Genomic DNA, 16,949 nt, shown 5'->3' on the forward strand with positions numbered 1-16,949 from the left:
GCAGTGGCGCCAGAAAGGGCGGCTGCGGCGGGCGCAGCGATGACGGCGGCAACGCCGCGCGCTGTGGGTACGAAGGGTCCGATGGGCCCGGAAACGTCCTTACGCATAATTCGAACACTCATTCGCTGGCGCCCCCGACAGGAATCGAACCTGTAACTAGCCCTTAGGAGGGGCTTGTTATATCCATTTAACTACGGAGACTCTGCCTTGATGCCGATCACTGAAAATTCAAGTAAGTCAATCGCATAAGCTATTTGCTACCCCCGGCGCTACGCGACATCAGTTGCTTGGTTTTCCGGCATGCTCACTGCGGGATTATCGTGGCCAACATGCAATTAGCACGCCGATGTCCACCGGTTACTCCCGACAAGCGCCGCATTATACCGAGCAACCGCGGGCACCGTGCGCGACAAATCAAAAGGAGCTTGACCTGCCGCAGACAATATCAGCGATGTGTTGAAGCGCACTCGGCAAGGATACGGGTGGCTTTGACCATAGCCGCAATCCAGCCAACGTGAACCGCCAAATCATTGTTAACACAGGTCAGGCGTGGCATTGGACAGGAAATATCCTAAAACAGCCAGCCCACCCGCAGCCGCGCATTCCATTCGTCCCGCTCCTGCTGGATATCCGCGCCCAGCCGGACACGCCCGACGTCGCGCTCCAGCCAGGCCCCCAGTTCTCCACGCACACCATAGCTCATGCCAACGGCCCAGGGCCGGGGTGCGGGCGGCAGTGGCGCAGGGTCGATAGGCACGTCCAGCGCATCGAGCACCACGCCATTCGGCGAACTGGCAATCACACGGCGGCCGCCGTCCAGTCGCACCAGACTGAGATCGACGGTCACTGGCGGGCAATCGCAATGCACCACCCCCATGGCATCGACCACTGGCGTCACCGGCGGCACCTGAACCCACACCGCCACGCGGCGCTCCTCCTGCGCCCCCCTGGGTAGCAGGTGTGGTGGCGGATCGGGGCGAGCAGTCGGCACCCGCGTGGCGACCACGCTGCCATCCGCCTGCCGTTCCTGCGCCGCCGGGCGGACATCTTCGGCCATCGACGCGCGCTCGCCCCGCCAGCAGTAGCCAGCCCACGCCGCAATGGCGAGCAGTGCAAGCATCCCGCCGCCCAGCGCATGCGCGAAATCATCACCGGCCGCCTCCTTCCAGATGGGCCGCGCGCGCCATCCGCCGCCAGGTACCGGGCGAAACAGCACCGATTGCCAGCCGCTCCGCATGAGCGACATCCCAGAACCGCAACCACCAAGCCATCCAGCGTCGCAATGCCTTTAGTCCGCGGGTCATCTCAGGCATCCAGGAAGGTATAACGCGGTTGCCGGATCACCAGTACGTTGCGTACGTATTCGCGGCTGATGGCATGGAAGCTGCGCGAATAGCCGGCCACCTTGCTCGGCCCGTCCGCTACTTCCACATGACCGAACCACCGCCCGGGATCGCATCCCGCACGCCGGGCGCAATCGGAGCGACTCTTCGCCAGCATGCCCGGACCGGCGTTGTACTGGTTCAGCATGAATGCCAGCGCATCGCGCTCCGTCGCCGCATGGCGCACGGTAGCGGCGTACAGCGCTTTGTCCTGCAACAGCAGCGCACGAAGTTGCAGCCGGGCATCGAAGCGGTTGGCCCAGGTCCAGGCGCTCAACGCGGCGGCATGGCGCGCCCGCAGCGCCGCATGACAGGAAAAGCGCTCGGCACCATCCACCCGATAGGCCGTGGTGCACTGACCCAGCCCGAAGCCGTATTCGCGCGGCGTCTTCAGTTCGGCGCGTTCGCTCCAGCACCGGGCCGACTTCAGACCAGCGCAGGTTTCCTGTTCCACCTGCGCCGCCAGCGTGGAAAGCGTGCGCAGTTCGGGCCACCAGCGCGCCTGCTCCTCGCTCAGCAATGGCAAATTGCGTTGCGCATTCGCCGGCAGCGCCGCGATATCCGCCGCCAGCGCGCGCGGCGACAGCAGCCACACCAGCAGCGCCGCCACGCCCAGGCGAAACGCCAGCGTGCTGGCATAGACCACTGCCGCGCCGATCGGATGAATGGACGCACGATTCGCCATGCGCTGCACCCCCACGCGCGGCACGATGGCGCGGGTCAGCACGTGCGACAAGCCGAACACCAGCGCCAGCATCGCCGCAAAATAGCCTACGCCATCCAGACCGAAACGCGCCGCCACGGGCAATCCCGCCAACAGTAGCAACGCGGTCAGTACCGCGGCCAGTAGCGCCAGGCGCACCAGGTCCGGTTTCAACTCCCGACTCCAGAATTCCTTCATCGTGTTCTCCATGATTCGAGTTCTATGCCGCAGCGCTTCACTTGCCGCTGCGGCGATCCAGTTCGCGATCGACCAGGCGATTGACGCTGCCCTTGATTTCACCCAGATCGCTCTTGAGCACAGCCAGCCCTTCGGCCACCTGCCGATCCTGTCGTTCGTCGCGCTCGCGCTGCTGCGCCTGCTGCATGCTCAATTGCTGCTCCACCAGCGCCACGCGCTTCTCGATCCCCGCGGCAAACCAGACCAACCCGGCCATGATGCAGATCGCCGAGCAGATTTCCCCCAGATTGATTCGGGTATCGATTTCCACGCCCAATAATCGTTTGATATTGTCTTCCACTGCTTTAACCCCCTGAAAACGACTCACAAAACCCTTATGGCCGGGCCCTGTTCGCATACGCCTTGTGCCATCTGATTTGCAGGGTGTTTTACATTCCTTGGCAAAACCGTCGCACCCGATTTTGTCAGCTACTCCAATTGCTGTGCCATGACCGTGTCCGCTGCGCTGGAACACGCCCGAATCAGGCATGACCAACCAACACCACTCCCCATGGCATCCATTGCAGCCCTATGCCCTGCCATAGCCATTAAACCGCGCCAATGTCCCCCAGCAGGGCTTGGCGGGGTTCAGTAGCTGGGCCCAAGCCAGCCCGGGTGACGGTACGATCTGCTTCACTTCCGCAATCGGCGCGCCTCTTTACACCCAACCTTGCCGATTCGATATTCTTTAGACAAACAATTCCAGGCGAAAAAAGCCCGGTGTTAACCGGCTATCCTGACAGCCAGGGGCAATTGAAATCGGCAAGCATCGAATTGGCGGGTATATATCGCTAACGATACAATGTGCAGCCCGTGCCCGACCCTTCGACGATCAGCAAAGTGATCAAGCCAGGCGTTCCATGGTTTGTCCGGTTCCTCAGAAATGCCCTTTATCGATTTCGAAACGACCCAGGGATTCGTCCGGGCTGCCGCCAGCCTGGCCAGCTCGCCGGCCTCGCCGGCAAACGCCGCCCGGACGTGCGCATAGCACGCCAGCGCCGTAGGTCAGCCGGTGTCACCGCATGAAATACCTTGCAAGCTCCCATCAAGTCTCGCCAGTGGGCATCAGCCCAGCGACCGGCTGGTCAACTCCGGGCCGCCGCCCTCGCACCGGGAATCCGGTACGGGGCGGCGGCATGCGGAGCGCGCGCGCCGCGCTGGTGGCTCATTCCACCGCAGCGCATGCGGCTCCCTTCCTGCGGCGGCCGGACGTCGCCATCGCCGATCTTCAACGCGACCGGCGACGCGCAATGGCCCCCGACAGGCATTCACCCTTTGGCCAGATCGGATCAGAGCGAATAGCGGCAGAAAGCACTCGCCGTTGCTGAGGTTCACAGCCACACCATGTGGGTGGCGTCGTCCATCCCTGACTTCCGGCCCTCTTCCGCCCCGATGGGCAATTCATTTCAATTCGATGAAGAACATTTTGCACCATGGCATCGACTCATCCGGGAGTGATGGAATTCAGTTGATCCATGCTCGCTCAGTCTGAATGCATCGCTTCTTTTCTTTGATTTACGCGGTGAATGCCATCCTGCGCCCGGCGCAGGTGCCGTATTGGAGGAATCGATTCAGTGGAGACAAAGCCGGAACAAAAAAAAACCGGCCAAAGCCGGGCTTCCTCGAATTGCCGAGGAGACAAGATGAAGGTTCACGCCCGCAATGCTTCAGGCGCGCAGAATGGCGGCGAAGGGCATGGCATCATGGGATTGAATGAATGAGGAAGAAAAAGACAAACGGGTTGGGGTGGAACGTGGCCAGCTCAGCCCTTGAGGATTTCCCACACCCGCCGTTCGCACAGGTCATGGTCGCGTGCCAGTTTGGTCACTGCGCGGTTGGCTGATTCCTCGCGGGTATATTCGTCGAATTCGCTGCGGATGGCCTCATCGCGCATTGCACGCAGGATTTTCGCGCAGCGCGGAATATAAATGGCGTCGCAGCCGCGAAAATGCTCCGCCAATCGCTGGATTTCATCGGCACCAATCAGTTGTGCCAATTCTTCGTAGCGCGACTTCCCCAATCGATGTTTACCTTGCGGAATATGCAATGAGGTGCCGCCATATTGACGAACCATTTTCAAGGCTGCGGGCAGCCCCACCACAACGGCAATTTCCTGAACCGTGTCCGGCAACTCGCCAATTTGCATGGCCATCGGTTGCATTTCGCTCAGATCGAACGTTTCCATCTTCATTCATTCACTCCTCGACTATCCATTGAAATAAACGCCCATCCGAAGTTGTCCGGCTGCATCGGCAGCGCGATGCGGCACCCGTCGCCGTGCGACGCGTGGTGGCGTGTGGCCCATCCTTTCAAGATTTCAAATCTTTCAGCGTTGAGAGACGCCCGGCGGCAACGTTCTGCTGTAGCCGGGTGCGATCGAAGGATCGCGCCGGAACTTGCGCGCCCCATCGGCGGCAAGCGTCGATACGAATCGCGCGGAAGACCCTGTTTGGTGCGGCCTCCGGCTTCTTACAAATCAACTAGTAGCATTCTACAAACAAATGCAGATACGGTCAACAGATATATCTGTAATCAAGGTAGGCGACGGCCGAACAGCGGACATGAAAAAACCCGCCATCAGGCGGGCCCGGGGCCTTGCGGGGGAGCGCTAGATGCCGCCGCTGACAGCCACCACGCGCCCGATCACCTCCAGTTCGGCCAGATGCTCCGGCAACAGGCGCCGTTCGGGGTACTTGGCTTCGTTGTCGGAATGCAGCACCACCACGCCGCCCGGCTCTTTGTACAGCCGCTTGACGAAGAATTCGCCCTGCCAGCTCAGCGCGTAGATCTTGCCGTCCTGGATGGTGGTCTGTTTGTAATCGACCACCAGGCTGTCGCCATCGCAGATACGCGGCTCCATACTGTCGCCCTCGGCAACGATGGTGGCCGAATTATCCGGGCGGATACCCAGCCGCTCGGCCCAGCGGCGCCGGAACGCATTGCGTTGTCCTTCCTGATCGATTTCCCACATCACCTTGCCATCCGAGCCACATGCCGCCTTGACGTCCAGCCGGGGGATGAACACATAGACATCCGAATCCAGCTCGTCCTCATTGTCCCATACCGCCAACGGCCGGGGCGGCACAGCCGCCACGTTGGGTGCGCCTCCACTGGAGGGCGCACCGTCCAGCGCCGTACCAACGCCAGTGGCCAGCCAGTCGGCCGAAACCCCCAGGTAACGCGCAATGGCCGGCGTCTGCCGGCTGCCCTTGGCCTGGTTACGCGCATCGCACAGGTACTGGATGGACTGCGGCTTCACCGCCACCGCCCGCGCCAGTTCGGTCTGCCCCACGACAGGCCGCCCCTGCGACAACGGTAGTTCATTCATCGCCCACAACAGGCGTTCGGTATAGCTATTGGTCACGACAATCACCAGGGCTTTATTGCAATAATGTTTGTAATGATAAACAAACACCTCTGTTATTGCAAAGAAGTATTGACCTATAGGTGACAGTTCCTGCCAGTTCCACTGGCTGCGCGCTGGCGCCGCACTCCCAACAGCAGCGGTATCCGTGCTGCAAGGTGCAAGATTCGGCTGCCCCCATCCCGCCCGGGTCGCTAAAATCCAAGTTCTCCCTGACCGGCCCATCCCGCATGACCGTACGCCGTTCCCTGCTGTGTCTGACGACCGCCGCCTTGCTGGCCGCCTGCGGCAGCACGCCCGACGCGCCCCCAGCCGGCAATGGGTTTTATCGGGTGAAATCGGGCGATACGCTGTATCGCATCGCGCGAAACCATGGCCGTACGGTGGCGGAACTGACGCGCTGGAACAAGCTGAGCGACCCGACCGCAATCACCGCCGGGCAACTACTGCGGGTTTCGCCGCCTGGCACCAGCGGCACGACGCGGCCCACATCACCCACGCCCTCCCGCCCCGACCCGACCCCGCGCCCCACGCCGTCCCCGGCACCCAAAGCGCCGGCCATACGTCTGGCACCGCCCGCCCAGGGCAAGGTAATCGGCCGCTTCGACGGCAATCGCAACAAGGGGATCAATTACAGTGGCAGCCGTGGCAGCCCAGTGCTGGCCGCCGCCGCCGGCAAGGTGGTGTACGTTGGCGAAGGCATACGCAGCTACGGCCGGCTGATCATCGTGAAGCACAGCGAGGATTACCTCACCGCCTACGCGCATAACGAAACGCTGCTGGCGCGCGAGGGCGATCAGGTAAAGCAGGGGCAGCGTATCGCGACAATGGGTGACAGCGGCGCCGATCAGGTCATGCTGCACTTCGAGCTACGCTACAAAGGCAACGCCATCAACCCCGCGCCGTTCCTTCCTTGACATGGCATTGGCCTACAGAACGAAACCCGTACCTTGAACCACAGCGGGCGCAGAGAATCCCGAGGATTCACAGAGGAAAAACGAGTCCCTATCTCGAGTAGCTTGCAGGGGTGCCTCCGGTTGCTCTGTGTAACGCCGTGTTCTCCGTGCCCGCTGTGGTTCAAGACCTGGAATTTGATCTTCAGCCCCCTCAGCCCGTCATCCGCTCTACCCGCCACCAGTCCGGCAGCAGGGCCCGCACCTGCCTGCGGGTGAAACGATCGTCAATCAGGTAGACCACACCACGATCCTGCCGGGTGCGGATCACCCGGCCCGCCGCCTGCACCACTTTTTGCAGGCCGGGATAGAGATAGGTGTAGTCATAACCGGCACCGAAGATCGTTTGCATGCGCTGCATGATCTGTTCGTTCACCGGATTCAGTTGCGGCAAACCCAGCGTTGCGACGAAGGCGCCGATCAGGCGACTGCCTGGCAGATCGATACCTTCGGCGAAGGCGCCCCCCAGCACCGCAAAGCCGATGCCCTGGCCGTCCGCGTCGAAGCGCGCCAGGAACTGCCGTTGCGCCTCCTCCCCCATACCACGTGACTGCGACCAGGTGGGAATATCCGGGTGATCCGATGCGAACTGCGCCAGCACCTGCTGCAAGTAATCGAAGCTGCTGAAAAAAGCCAGGTAGTTGCCCGGCTGCTGGCGGTATTGCGCGCAAATCAACTCGACAATGGGCGCCACCGAGCGCGCACGGTCTGGGTAGCGCGTGGAGATGTGCCCGGCCAGCCGTACCGTGAGCTGGTCCGAACTGAAGGGCGACTGGACGTCGATCCATGCGGTATTGGTGGGCAGGCCCAGCGTGTCCGCGTAGAAATGGGTCGGGCTGAGCGTGGCGGAGAACAGCACCGCGCAATGCGCCTCGGCGAAACGCGGGGCGAGGAACGGCGCCGGCAACACATTGCGCAGGCATAGTTGCGCACTCTGGCGGTGATGACGCCCGGCAGCGGCACGCAGCGTGACGTCGAACAGCGAATGCTCGGCGAATGTATCGACCAGCCGCAGGAAGTGCATGGCATCGAAATAGAAGCGTTGCAGGCCGGCATCGCTGTCGGCCGGGTATTCGGTCAGGTAGTCGATCACCGCGGCACTGGCGCGCTGTAGCGCGCCCTGGAATGCCTCCGGCACGGCGGGCAGTACGCGGTAGACGGCACCGTCAGCGTCGTGCAGCGCATTCCATGCGCGGTTCAGCTTGTCCAGCGCGGCCTTCACCGGCTTGGGCGCGGCCTTGCGCAGGATCTGGAACTCGGCCTGGTCGAGATCGGCGCTGTACATGGCTCGGCCGCGCTCCAGCAGATTGTGTGCTTCGTCCACCAGCACGCCGACGCGCCACTGGTTGGCGACGGTCAGTGCGTACAGCAGTGCGCTGATGTCGAAGTAGTAGTTGTAATCCCCCACTACCGCATCGCTCCAGCGCGCGAGTTCCTGGCTCAGATAGTAGGGGCAGACCCCGTGCGCCAGCGCAGCGGCGCGCACCGCCTCCTGATCCATGAAGCCCAGTGCCAGCGCGGCCTCGCGCGCGGCGGCCAGCCGGTCGTAGAAACCCTGGGCCAGCGGGCAGCTCTCGCCGTGGCATGCTTTGTCCGGGTGTTCGCAGGCTTTGTCGCGCGCCACCAGTTCCAGCACGCGCAACGGCAGGCCGGGAGCGGGGCCGCGTAGTTGTGCCAGGACGTTCAGCGCCAGCTGGCGGCCCGGCGTCTTGGCGGAAAGAAAGAACAGTTTGTCCAGGCACTGCCCGGGAAAGGCCTTCAGCAGCGGAAACACGGTACCAATGGTCTTGCCGATGCCGGTGGGCGCCTGCGCCATCAGACAGCGGCCAGTGCTGGCAGCCTTGTAGACCGACTCCGCCAGTTCGCGCTGGCCATGCTGGAATGCAGCATGCGGGAACGCCATCGCCACCAGCGCCGTGTCACGGGCGGCGCGGTGGGCCAGTTCGCGTTCCGCCCAGGCCAGGAACAGCCCGCACTGCTGCTCGAAATGCTCACGCAGTTCAGCGGCGTCGCAGGTCTGGTCCAGCACCGTTTCCTTTTGGGTGACGATGTTGAAATACACCAGCGCCAGCTCGATCCGCGCCAGGCCCAGTGTCTGGCATTGCAGCCAGCCGTAGATCCTGGCCTGCGCCCAGTGCAGCGCGCGGTGGTTGTCGGGGATGCGCTGGAAATCGCCACGATAGGTCTTGATTTCCTCCAGCCGCTGCCGCCAGGGATCGTAGCCATCGGCACGGCCACGCACCAGCAGGGGCCCGTGTTCGCCTTGCAGCGACACCTCGCGCAGATAACCGGCGCGGCGGCGCCCGGTGACGGTGGCATGGCCGGCGATCCCTTCCTGCGCGGTGGGTGCCGGGGTGAAGCGCAAGTCCAGATCACCGCGCTTGGCGGTGAACTCGCACAAAGCCCGCACCGCGACGGTGTAGCGGGCCACGGTGGACGTGACCGGCGCGTTCATACGCTAGCCGTCACATCGTCGGACTGCGGCGTGGGCGCATCCAATGCCCACTGCACATAGCACACCGCCACCGGTATCCCGTGCTCGGCGAAATACGCCAGCCAGCGCAACTGGTTGTCCTGCAAGCGATCGCCTGGCCCTTTCACCTCGATCATGCGATAGCAGCCCTGCGTCGGCCAGAACTGGATCAGGTCCGGCAGCCCGGCGCAATGAGTGGTCACATCGCGCAGCATGCGTTCGAAGCAACGCTTGAGGTGCGGCGGCGGCAGGCAATGCAACGCCAGTTCCAGCAGTGCTTCGTCCAGCAGGCCCCAGGCCACGAATGGCGACTGGATACCCTGCTTGGCGCGCCATTGCGCGCGGATGGTGTCGCGATACTGCCCGGTGTCGAGCTGCGCCAGACAAGCATCGAACAGCGCCCGGCGACGCGAATGGAAGTCGGGACTGCCCAGGTCGGCCGGGCCGTGGTGGAATGGGTGGAAGAAGGCGCCAGGCACGGGGGCGAAGATCGCGGGCCAGCACAACAGCCCGAACAGCGAGCCCAGCAGGCCATTTTCGACGTAGAACACCGGGGCGTCGGGTTGCGCCAGATGATTGCGCACCAGTGCTTCCACCGGGTATGGCTGGGCTGGCCGGGGCAGGCTCAAGTCGAGGCGTTCGGTCGCCATCGGGCGTGCAATACGCGCCGACGGCAGGCCGGCGCGACGTCGCAGGCGCGGCAACATACGCAGCAATTGCTGCCGTTCGGCATCGCTTTCCGGCGCCGCCAGCGCGGCTTCGGCCAGCGCGCAGGCAGCGGCATCGTCCCCGCTGCGTTCCAGCACACGGATGGCACGCGCCCGCGCACCGGGGTAACCGCAATCGCGATACAGCGCCAGCGCGGCATCCCATTCGCACTGGCGCTCGTATTGCTGCGCGATCTGGAACAGCAACCGCGCGCGCCGGCCGGCCAGCCATGCGTTGCCCGTTCTGGCGGGCGGTACCTGCGCCAGCACGTCCGCCAACATCGCACCTTCGCGCATGGCATCACGCGCACAGTGCAGTTGCAGCGCGTCGTCGATGTCCTGTCGCTGCTGGAAGCCGCGAGAATCGGGGGTCAGCGGCACCGTTTCGTAGCGATAGATGCCCAGGTCTGCCAGCACGAACTCGGACCAGTCCTGCCGCAGGTTGCCGAAGAACATCAACCGCAATCGTTCGCACAGCTCGGCGATGGTGATGCGATACGCCACGTCGTCCAGTGCAACGCACCACGTGCCCAATGGCTGTGGCGGCGGCGCGTCGTCCAGCAAGGCTGCCAGCCAGTCCGCCTTCCGCGCGCCGGGTGCGGCAGGAGCCAGCACACCGGCCAGTTCCGACCTGGTCAGCAGGCCGAATAGTTGTTCCAGGCTGAGCAACGGCGCGGCATCCACCCAGCCCAACGCTTGTAACGGCAATACCGCAGCACGCGGGCAACCGATCTCGTCATAACGCAGCTTGCTGGCACGGAACAGATCGCCCTTGCGCATGGCCATGCGCACCAGCAAGGCCCGCGATGACTGCGGCAACGTGGGAAAGGTGGCGAGGAAGGCGAATTCCTCCTCACTCAGCAGATCGGCATAGCGCTCGGCGATCCAGCACAACACGCGCTCAAAGTTGCCGAGGTAATAGAAAGGATCGGGAAGTGGAGCAGGCATGGGCGACAACCGACAGGCATCCGCCCAGGGTTGGGCGATGACTGCGCGATTATAGAACGATCGTTCAAAACGAGGGCAACACTGCGGATGGGCGGCACGCGCCCCTTAGCGGCTGGCGTGGCGATACGCGGCCAATATACCTGCCAGCGAAACCAGCAGCATCGCGCATCCCCGGTTCAAGCCCCGCAACCAACCCACGGAAAGCAGCCGCGCCGCCTGCGCACCACCCAAGGCATAGCCGGCCATCACGGCGATATCGAGCAACGCGGTCACCACTGCCAGCACCACGTACTGCATGGCTTGCGGTGCGGAAGTATCGATGAACTGCGGCAGAAAGGCGGAGAAGAACAACAGCCCCTTGGGGTTGGACAGCGCCACCAGCAGGCTGCGGGTGAACGCGCGCCGTGCCGAACCGGCGGCGCCACCAGCCATCGGAACCAGCGCGGCGACCGGACTGCGCCACAGTTGCAGCGCCACCCAAAGCAGGTAGAGCGCACCCAGCCATTTCACCAGCGAGAACAACCGTTCCGACGCGGCCAGCACCGCGCCCAGGCCAATGGCCACCGCGCCGATCAGTAGCAGATCCGACAATGCAGCGCCCAGCATGCCCATCCAGGCCACGCGGCGATTGCGAGAAGCCCCATTGGTCAGCGCCAGCAACATGGTCGGGCCGGGCATCACGGTCACGGCAAAACAGGCAACGATATAGAGCAACAGGGTAGCGAGTGTCATGGGTGAATCGCGTGCAAACGAAGTGCATCACGATGGCACACCGCCGCCGACACTGCCGCCAAGGCATTTAGCTCGAATTGGACAGATGGCGGAACGGCCGTCGCGACGATACGGGCAACCAGCGGCCGCTACGACAACCGAGTACCTCGCCAGGCGCATTGGGGGTGTCCAGCTTCTGGATAGTACCGGCACCGCCACCCGCCCCGACCTGAGCGCCATGCAGCCCGAGCAGTGCTTGCCTACCGATGCCCTCCCCGCGTCGCCCCACTCGTACCGGTAAAAAAACCGCGTTGCATGTGGCCTGACACGCCCGCCACGATGGCAACAAGACCGTGCACCACATTACGCGCATGGCGGAGAACTTGCCGAAGGCGAAAGCGCCCGACTACAGCCCGATGCCGCGCGCCATCAAAGCACCGAAGATCGGCATCAGCACGATCAGGTGCGTTTCCACCATCAGACAGCTACGCACGCGCTTGAGGTCTTCTGGCTGCGGCACGAACCCGGCATCCGCACGCGCCGCCTTGCGCCATGCCTGGAACCGGCGGGTCGGATAGATGGACACCGCGGCAATCACCACGAATACGGTGATCTTGGCGTGGAAGACGGGATTGGCCAGGAGGAAATCCTTGCCGTGCACGCCCAGGAACAGCCGCGCCAACCCCGTGGCCAACACCAGCATCGCCATCAGGAAGTACAACAAATCATATCGCGCCAATCGCGCTGCGGCCCCAGGCATCCAGTCACGTTTGCACAGCACGGTTTCGATGCTGAGAAAGGTGATGAGCATGAAGATCGCGATGAAGTGGGCTGCGGCGAGGGTAGCGTCGAGGAGCATGGGGAATCCAAAGTCCAAATTAACCGATCAATTATAAGCCCAGCTCACCCCATCACAGCAATGAGAATTGATCTACTGAAACCCCACCGAAACCAATTTGAAATAGTCAAACCAAGAACCGAACCATCAACACCAGATACATATAAATATCACCAACAGCATTGCCCCCCTGTTCTTTGTCTGCTTATCACCAAAAAAAGGCAATGAATGATTTTTTGACAAATAACTGCCTAGCGGATCGAAACGCAATGCAAGTATCAGATTTGCATTGATGAGAAATAATCCGCCTGAATTGATATAATAGCCGGCATTTTCCAGCAGACGCCAAACACTCGAACCAACACACCGAGGTTACACTATCATTCACCCCCCGTTAAAGCCAATTAAAATACCCACCAAAAGCTTCAACAGCAATTAAGGAAAAATATTTCAACGCGTATTCAGCCTGGGCTTTATAAGAGTTTCGGGCTCAGGCCGAGGCAAGCAAAGCCAATCAAACGTGCCGCTCCAACTTTATTTTTTGAATCAAAGCTTTTACGGAAGAAAAAATTCTTTCTCTATACGCGTCCTCTCCTGCTTTACCAAGGCGCTCCAATTCGGTGCTATACCCAAAAAATGTAGAGGGGATATCCGCCTTTTGGTCTACCTCCAGATCCGCAAGAATCTTGCACCCCTCAGGCAGAGAGCGAACTCCCAACAACATTTCATCCGCAACCAACAAGCATCGGGCTGCAAACATGTCAAGCTGCGCAATTCTAGAGAAAATCTCAGCTACAATTTCTTTCGCACGATCAAGCTCTTGCGGATCAAGATAATTTAAACCAATGAGTTCTCGATAACTTTCCTCGCCAATTTCTTTTTCAACATCAGCGTCAGAAAAAAGCCATCGCTCAAATTCAACAGAGGCATTTTCATCAAAATAAAAGCAATACAACTTCTTAGCAATTACGTCAAAGAAATCCATCTCAGCTCGCCCCTCCTTTTGTCCAGGTTCCACCACCATAATTAACAAACTTCAATTCAACATTAACTCCCGAAGAGACGCTATGGAAGTAATGAATAACAACTCTTTTCCCCCCTGGGCAATCTTGACATGACGTTTCTTAACCCATGGCCCATTGCCATAGTGCGCTTTCAATCTTGGCTCATCCTCCAGATTTGACATAACCTCCGTTCCTGCCCCGGCTTTTGCCTCCGCAAGCGCCAATTGTTCACATAAGTTGCCTGGCACCGCATCTGGAACAGGTGGGCAATTCGCCTTTTGGGGATCACCCTGAGTCACGTTATATATCGCCACAGCCCCCAATATACCCACCGCAACAATATCACCAAAAGGAAATGGCCCATCAACTGCCGCCACAGTCCCCGCCGCCGGCAAGGCGGCCCTCCAGGGAATGGCATCTAAGCCATATGGATCGATATAACCGGTTGGTCCCCCTCCCACATACCCATAAGTATTAATCCCTCCCGCCAGCCCGATCGGATCGCTCTGGATGTACCGGCCGATCCGCGGGTCGTAGTCGCGGAAGTAGTTGTAGTACCGCCCGGTTTCGGCGTCGAAGTATTGTCCGGGGAAGCGTAGGTTGTAGACCAGTTGTTGTCCGTCGCCATCCGGATCGGCGTTGGCGGTGCTGTGGCCGAACGGTTCGGAGATGGCCCATTCCCACACTATTTTGTTGTCGGCCGGGTTGCTCAGTTGGCGCGGGGTGCCCAGGTGGTCGCTCCAGGCGTAGTAGAGCTTGGGGGCGGGGGTGGCGGCCTGGACGACGGCGACGGGGATGTTCTCGAGCCAGATGGTGTCGAGCCGGGCTTGGCCGGTGCTGTCGTATTCGCCCTGCAATTGGCCTTGTTGGTCGTAGATGAACAGGGTGGTGTTGCTGGCGTTGTCGGTCTTTTTGACCCGTTGGCCGAGGGCGTTGTAGCGGTAGTCCCACCACACGGTGCCGCTTTTGCTGCGCTGGATGCGGCCGGCGTTGTTGTAGACGTTGGCGCCGACGTTAACGACGTTGCCGGCGACGTCGTAATGGTATTGGAGGCGATAGCGAAGGCAACTGACCAGAAGTAGGTTGTGTTTTAACTTACACCTGCCGTGTCTCCACACATCCCGCTTCTTTTCAAAGAAGGGTTCTTTTTCATAAATAATTCTATTTCATTTTCCAATCCAATAGCCCGTTCCATTTTTCCATTATTTCGAGCCTCCTTTGCTGCCAACTTAAGTAAGAAAACAGGAAAATAATTTGCTCGACAATCTTTGGATAAATATCCCGAGAGCGCTTCGTACAAATTTACTTTATTCCCGCCTTCCTTTGCCAAAGAAACGACTATTTCCTCCATAACTGAATCTTCATCAGCCGTCTTCATCATTTCATATATCTTTACTTCAGAAGGCACTTCCTTGCTCTTCGCATTCTTGATGTAAAGCACAGCAAAAAGAAACAAGAAAAAAAACAAACCAAAAATTAGCACTCTCTTTTTCATCGCCATCTCATCTGAAAATTATGGGGTAACTGAATATGGTATCTCTTTACAAGCATCAAGTAGTTTTGCAAGAGCTCCCGTGCCGATTTTTGCTCTACACAAAGATATTGAGCCTGCCCCAAAAAGAAGCTTTGTATTTATCCACAAACTCTAACAATTTCTTCGAATCAGCCCCTGCCGGGCACTCTCTTGCACAGTCCAATTGTGCTTTTTGATATCTAACGACCCATTTCGAGCAAGAAATTCCAAGATATGCTTTCTCGCCAGAATCAAACCAGTCACCAATTTTTTCAAGAGCAGAATTGCCATTAGGGTCAATATACCTGAGCGGGCTTTCTTCCACATACCCATAAGTATTAATCCCCCCGCCAGCCCGATCGGGTCGCTCTGGATGTACCGCCCGATCCGCGATCATAGTCCCGGAAGTAGTTGTAGTACCGCCCGGTTTCGGCGTCGAAGTATTGTCCGGGGAAGCGTAGGTTGTAGACCAGTTGTTGTCCGTCGCCATCCGGATCGGCGTTGGCGGTGCTGTGGCCGAACGGTTCGGAGATGGCCCATTCCCACAATATTTTGTTGTCGGCCGGGTTGCTCAGTTGGCGTGTGGCAAAAAAAGGAGCTAGCCCCTCTTTATTAATGAACCACTTAGGATCTTGACTCTCTCTTCAACATTTTTATAAACACCAAAATCGTCAGAAAATTTCCCCATATTATCAAGAATAAATTTGAGTACGAGACATCTTCAATCCAAGAATTTGGTTTGTCGTCGGATAGGTTGCTTTGAGGAATAAAGCCGTCAGCATCGGAAATTTAAGTCATCGCTCGAGGGGTAGAAATCAGCTTCCATCGCTCATAAAAACACTTAAGTCCCAAAGCATTTGATCGATCTTCATTCACGCATATCAAATCTTCTATTTTCTTGGAAAAAACAACTATATCAGATTCATCCATAGTCGAAAAATAAGATGCCATCTCCAATGAAAAATACTGAACATACGACTCTTGAACAGCAAGCACGTAATCAACACTGACACCCGAATCGGCCAACACCAAAAAGCCATATAGATTATTTTTATACTGCTCAATATGAGCAAGTAAAATCCCGAAAGGATATTTTTCCCCCAACAATGATTCTCGATTGAAAAAACATCCAATTTTTTTATAAAAATCATCAAACCCAAACGATCTTGAGTTTTCTATTTCAAAATAATTTTTACTGCCAATTTCCTTAGCATATGCGACAACTTCAAAATCCTCCTTTCCCTTAACCACATCAATAGCAATTGTATGATTTCTGGAGGCCAAATATTTCATATTAGTACCTATTTGTCGGAGACTTAGGACCAAGAGTAATTTCCCGATCTGCATCTTTATTGTACGGGCAGCCTCTAGCTTTTGCTGCGGACACCAAAAAACTTAACTCAGACCTTATAATGTTGTATCGCTCTACATGCCCTGGGTCAAACCTTCCTGATTGTCGCGCATAATTCTGCAAGTCCCAACGCCTAAATTTTAGGTCCCGCAACAGAACATCAATGCTGTATGACAATTGTGCGCAGTCACTATTGAATCGGGGACAATTTCTCGCCTCTTCTACCTCATCTTTTTCTGGATGCGTAGCACCCGGGCGTGGAGTCCATTCGGTCTCCCCAGTACTTTGGTGTGGCTGCGTAGGTATTAGTACTACAACACCGCCACCACTCGCTTCTGCACATGCGGCAGCGGCTTGGGGCGAGGCCGTGCAAGAGCTAGGCAATAAACCTCTAGAGTCTGTTAGAAGAACTGGACTCCCCCCCACATACCCATAAGTATTAATCCCTCCCGCCAGCCCGATCGGGTCGCTTTGGATGTAGCGCCCGATCCGCGGATCATAGTCCCGGAAGTAGTTGTAGTACCGCCCGGTTTCGGCATCGAAGTATTGTCCGGGGAAGCGTAGGTTGTAGACCAGTTGTTGTCCGTCGCCATCCGGATCGGCGTTGGCGGTGCTGTGGCCGAACGGTTCGGAGATGGCCCATTCCCACACTATTTTGTTGTCGGCCGGGTTGCTCAGTTGGCGAGGGGTGCCCAGGTGGTCGCTCCAGGCGTAGTAGAGCTTGGGGGCGGGGGTGGCGGCCTGGACGACGGCGACGGGGATGTT

16 protein-coding genes and 1 tRNA gene are annotated in these 16,949 nt (G+C 59.0%); 1 reads left to right on the plus strand and 16 read right to left on the minus strand.

What is annotated here, in order from left to right:
* Positions 1 to 126: 126 nt before the first annotated feature.
* From FAZ21_RS09680 to FAZ21_RS09705, 6 genes are all read right to left on the minus strand, one after another.
* A tRNA-Arg gene (locus FAZ21_RS09680) sits at positions 127 to 201 on the minus strand.
* A gap of 370 nt (positions 202 to 571) precedes the next feature.
* On the minus strand, positions 572 to 1,237 hold the full coding sequence (locus FAZ21_RS09685) for a hypothetical protein (protein WP_136773239.1): 666 nt from the start codon (positions 1,235 to 1,237) through the stop codon (positions 572 to 574).
* A 68-nt stretch (positions 1,238 to 1,305) separates the two neighbouring features.
* The gene (locus FAZ21_RS09690; protein WP_136773240.1) at positions 1,306 to 2,283 is read right to left on the minus strand and encodes a lysozyme family protein; all 978 of its coding nucleotides are present in this window, start codon (positions 2,281 to 2,283) and stop codon (positions 1,306 to 1,308) included.
* Between the two features lie 37 nt (positions 2,284 to 2,320).
* The gene (locus FAZ21_RS09695) at positions 2,321 to 2,593 is read right to left on the minus strand and encodes a hypothetical protein (protein ID WP_136773241.1); all 273 of its coding nucleotides are present in this window, start codon (positions 2,591 to 2,593) and stop codon (positions 2,321 to 2,323) included.
* A 1,491-nt stretch (positions 2,594 to 4,084) separates the two neighbouring features.
* Positions 4,085 to 4,513, minus strand: a complete 429-nt coding sequence (locus FAZ21_RS09700; RefSeq protein ID WP_136773242.1) for a Mor transcription activator family protein — start codon at positions 4,511 to 4,513, stop codon at positions 4,085 to 4,087.
* A 417-nt stretch (positions 4,514 to 4,930) separates the two neighbouring features.
* Positions 4,931 to 5,686: a S24 family peptidase gene (locus tag FAZ21_RS09705; RefSeq protein ID WP_169307329.1), complete on the minus strand. Its 756-nt coding sequence runs from the start codon at positions 5,684 to 5,686 to the stop codon at positions 4,931 to 4,933.
* A 230-nt stretch (positions 5,687 to 5,916) separates the two neighbouring features.
* On the opposite strand from FAZ21_RS09705, the gene FAZ21_RS09710 reads away from it, so the two are divergent.
* The gene (locus FAZ21_RS09710; RefSeq protein WP_136773244.1) at positions 5,917 to 6,603 is read left to right on the plus strand and encodes a peptidoglycan DD-metalloendopeptidase family protein; all 687 of its coding nucleotides are present in this window, start codon (positions 5,917 to 5,919) and stop codon (positions 6,601 to 6,603) included.
* Between the two features lie 190 nt (positions 6,604 to 6,793).
* On the opposite strand, the gene FAZ21_RS09715 is transcribed toward FAZ21_RS09710, so the two are convergent.
* From FAZ21_RS09715 to FAZ21_RS09760, 10 genes are all read right to left on the minus strand, one after another.
* Positions 6,794 to 9,094, minus strand: coding sequence for an ATP-dependent DNA helicase (locus FAZ21_RS09715; protein ID WP_136773245.1), 2,301 nt, complete (start codon positions 9,092 to 9,094; stop codon positions 6,794 to 6,796).
* Positions 9,091 to 10,767: a VRR-NUC domain-containing protein gene (locus FAZ21_RS09720; protein ID WP_136773246.1), complete on the minus strand. Its 1,677-nt coding sequence runs from the start codon at positions 10,765 to 10,767 to the stop codon at positions 9,091 to 9,093. The genes FAZ21_RS09715 and FAZ21_RS09720 overlap by 4 nt, the downstream gene beginning before the upstream one ends.
* Positions 10,768 to 10,872: 105 nt before the next feature.
* Positions 10,873 to 11,499, minus strand: coding sequence for a LysE family translocator (locus FAZ21_RS09725; RefSeq protein ID WP_136773247.1), 627 nt, complete (start codon positions 11,497 to 11,499; stop codon positions 10,873 to 10,875).
* Between the two features lie 385 nt (positions 11,500 to 11,884).
* On the minus strand, positions 11,885 to 12,337 hold the full coding sequence (locus FAZ21_RS09730) for a DUF2214 family protein (protein WP_136773248.1): 453 nt from the start codon (positions 12,335 to 12,337) through the stop codon (positions 11,885 to 11,887).
* Positions 12,338 to 12,830: 493 nt separating this feature from the next.
* The gene (locus tag FAZ21_RS09735; protein WP_136773249.1) at positions 12,831 to 13,301 is read right to left on the minus strand and encodes a hypothetical protein; all 471 of its coding nucleotides are present in this window, start codon (positions 13,299 to 13,301) and stop codon (positions 12,831 to 12,833) included.
* A 51-nt stretch (positions 13,302 to 13,352) separates the two neighbouring features.
* Positions 13,353 to 14,438, minus strand: coding sequence for an RHS repeat domain-containing protein (locus tag FAZ21_RS21065; RefSeq protein WP_136773250.1), 1,086 nt, complete (start codon positions 14,436 to 14,438; stop codon positions 13,353 to 13,355).
* A complete protein-coding gene (locus tag FAZ21_RS09745) occupies positions 14,411 to 14,815 on the minus strand; it encodes a hypothetical protein (RefSeq protein WP_136773251.1) in 405 nt (134 codons plus the stop codon). The genes FAZ21_RS21065 and FAZ21_RS09745 overlap by 28 nt, the downstream gene beginning before the upstream one ends.
* Positions 14,816 to 14,909: 94 nt before the next feature.
* Positions 14,910 to 15,323 (minus strand): RHS repeat-associated core domain-containing protein, encoded by a 414-nt coding sequence (locus FAZ21_RS09750; protein ID WP_136773252.1) that lies wholly within the window; start codon positions 15,321 to 15,323, stop codon positions 14,910 to 14,912.
* Between the two features lie 299 nt (positions 15,324 to 15,622).
* Positions 15,623 to 16,126 (minus strand): hypothetical protein, encoded by a 504-nt coding sequence (locus tag FAZ21_RS09755; protein WP_136773253.1) that lies wholly within the window; start codon positions 16,124 to 16,126, stop codon positions 15,623 to 15,625.
* Between the two features lies 1 nt (position 16,127).
* Positions 16,128 to 16,949, minus strand: an 822-nt coding sequence (locus FAZ21_RS09760) for an RHS repeat-associated core domain-containing protein (RefSeq protein WP_136773254.1), incomplete at its 5' end; no start/stop codon positions are given.

This window comes from Chitiniphilus eburneus, from assembly GCF_005048205.1.
Taxonomy (GTDB): Bacteria; Pseudomonadota; Gammaproteobacteria; order Burkholderiales; family Chitinibacteraceae; genus Chitiniphilus; species Chitiniphilus eburneus.